Source organism: Chryseobacterium viscerum, assembly GCF_025949665.1.
Taxonomy (GTDB): domain Bacteria; phylum Bacteroidota; class Bacteroidia; order Flavobacteriales; family Weeksellaceae; genus Chryseobacterium; species Chryseobacterium viscerum_A.
On the sequence record NZ_JAPDFT010000009.1, the window covers coordinates 1 to 3,108 of the forward strand.

At 38.0% G+C, this 3,108-nt stretch carries 1 protein-coding gene; it reads left to right on the forward strand.

Annotated elements, in window-relative coordinates:
* The coding region (locus tag OL225_RS21980) for a condensation domain-containing protein (RefSeq protein ID WP_264519604.1) at positions 1-3,108 on the forward strand (3,108 nt) is incomplete at both ends.

Here is a 3,108-nt window from a genome sequence, read left to right on the forward strand (position 1 = left end):
AACAAAAACTATACAGCACCTGAAACAGAGCTTGAAAAGCAGCTTGTAGTAATTTATAGTGAAGTATTGGGAATCAATGCTAAAACCATCAGTATTCATGATGATTTCTTCAGATTAGGAGGAGATAGTATCATCAGTATTCAGCTGGTGGGGAGAATAAAGCAACGCTTGGATATAAGAATCAATGTAAAAGAAGTCTTTTCATCAAGAACTCCGTCAGTATTAGCAAAACTTATCGAAGAAAAGAAATCTGCAACACAGATTGAACTGCTTACCGAACAGGGAATTCTTACCGGAAACGTTCCGCTTTTACCAATTCAGGAATGGTTCTTCAGTCAAATAGAATCTGGATATCTTCCGGATTTTAACCATTGGAATCAGTCGTTCTTATTGAATGTTCCGGAATTGGATAAAGAAATTTTTGAGCAAAGCATCAAATTGTTGATTGATAAACATGATGTATTCAGAATGCAGTATCCAAAAGAAAACGGGACTTACAGCCAGGAATATGGAGACCAGAAAGCTGCAGCCGAAATCAGTTATCTTGACGTTTCATCAATACATCCGGATGAATTATCCGGAATATTGACAATATGGCAAAAACAATTTGATATAGAAAAAAGTCCGTTGTTTCATATAGGCTATATTACAGGATATGAAGATCATACAGCCAGAATTTTCTTTGCTTTCCATCACCTGATTATAGATGTGGTAAGCTGGAGGATCATCACAGAAGACCTAAAAAATATGTATCAGTCTCTTGAAAAAGGAGGGACTTATAAAATACAGAAAGGAAGCAGCTACCGCCAGTGGGCAGAAGCCATAAAAGGGTATGAATCCAAAAACTCAGAAGCAGGAGACCAGGAATTATCGTACTGGAACAGAATTACAAAAACAGTAAACCAAACCAATAATTCATTGGAAGCGATTTCTGTTCAGGAGCAAAACCATGATATTCTGGCTCTGGATAAAGAATATACTGAAAAACTGATCAGAGGAAGCCATCATGTATATCAAACCCAGATCAACGATCTTCTATTGTCTGCATTAGCAAGATCACTTGGAAATCTGACAGGAGATGTTCATCATGCTATCTTACTGGAAAACCACGGGCGTGAAGAAGTGTTTGGTAATCTGGATATTACAGAAACAGTAGGTTGGTTTACTTCTATGTATCCATTATTGTTGGAGAATGGAAAAGATGTGAATGATACCGTAATTCTGACCAAAGAAGCACTGAGAAGCATTCCAAACAATGGTATTGGTTATGGAAGCTTGGTAGGTTATATGGATCAGGAACTTCCAAAAGTGAGCTTCAACTATCTTGGACAGCTTGATCAGAAAGAAAATTCAGGAGAAAAAACTTGGTTTATTGCTGCTGAAGATAGTGGAGTTTCCATTGGAGAATCTAACCTTGGTAGCTATCTTATCGGAATCAATGGGGCTGTTGTAGATGGAGAACTTCGTTTTAGAATTTCAGCCCATTTGGAGCAGGAGCAGGTAACGCAGTTTGCTCAGAATTTTAAAAATCAGATTGTTACCATTATTGATGAATTGTCTAAAAATACAAGAAGCTTCCTTACCTCGTCAGATGTAGATTATATTATAAGCGATAAGCAGCTTTTCAATCTTCAGGAATTAAATGAGATTGAAGGCGTATATCTTGCCAACAGTCTTCAGGAAGGGTTTGTATATCATGCATTGAGTCAGGGAGATAAAGATGACGCTTACCGTATACAGCTAACCTGGGATTATCTTGCTGAGATCAATACAACTAAGCTTAAAGAAGCGTGGTCACATACTCAGCAGCAGTTTCCTGCATTGAGACTCAGATTTGACTGGAGTGAAGAAATTGTTCAGGTTATTGATAAAGAAAGTCCGCTGGATTGGCGCTATCAGGATATAACCGGAATAAATGAAGAAGAGCAGGATAAACTGATTCAGGAAATTACCGGGAAAGACCGTTTTGAAGTATATGATCTTTCAAAAAGCGGATTGTTCAGAATATACCTGTTCAAACGTTCAGAGAAACATTATACCTGTCTGTTCAGTAATCACCATGCGATACTGGATGGATGGAGTATGCCTATAATTCTGAAAAGAATCCACGATATATACCTGAGTTTGATAAAAGATCAACAATCAGAGTGGATAACCGATCAGGCATATGTCAATACTCAAAAATACCTTCAACAGCATAAAGATATCAGCCGAAACTTCTGGAAAGATTATATGGGAACCCTTGAAAATCGGGAAGACCTGAGCAGCCTGATTAAAAATTCTCAAAAGCATATCGATTTAGGAACTTATCGTCAGATCAAAGAGCATAGCCTTGTGACGATGACGGTAACAGGGGAAGAATATCAGCAGTTGAAAAGATTTACGACTGAAAACGGGTTTACTGTAAATGCTGTTCTCCAGTATCTGTGGCATAATCAATTGAGAATATACAGTGGAGTGGAAACTACCGTTGTAGGAACCACTGTTTCCGGGCGAAGTTTGCCTGTAGATGGCATAGAATCTTCTGCAGGGCTATTCATCAATACACTTCCATTGATTGTACAGCATAAAGAAGGTTTGGTAGCTGATGTTATTTCAGATATTCAGCAAAGAGCGAGCGAGTTGAATACCCATAGTGATATGAGTCTTGCTGAGCTTAATCAGGATTCAAGCCGTATATTCAGCAGTTTATTTGTATATGAAAATTATCCGGTACCTGAAGCAGGAGAAGATAGTAATGAAGTAGGATTTGCCTTCAAAGGCGGAGTAGAAAAACTAGATTACCCATTAGGAATCATGGCGTTTGAACACGGTGAAAGCGTAATTATGAAGATCAATTATGAAGGAGCTCTCTTTGAACAAAAGACAATGGAGAATCTGATGGAGGGGATGAAGAATATTTTGGCTCAAATGCTGGAAAACTGGAAAATTACATCCGGTCAGCTTTCTTATGTTTCAAAAGAGCAATTCAAATTAATGCAGAGTTGGAATTCAACAGAGAATGTATATCCCTCAGAAAAAACAATTCAGAATCTGTTTGAAAGCCAGGTTGAAAGAACCCCTGGCCGTACAGCTTTAGTATACAAAGATATTAGGCTTTCTTATCAG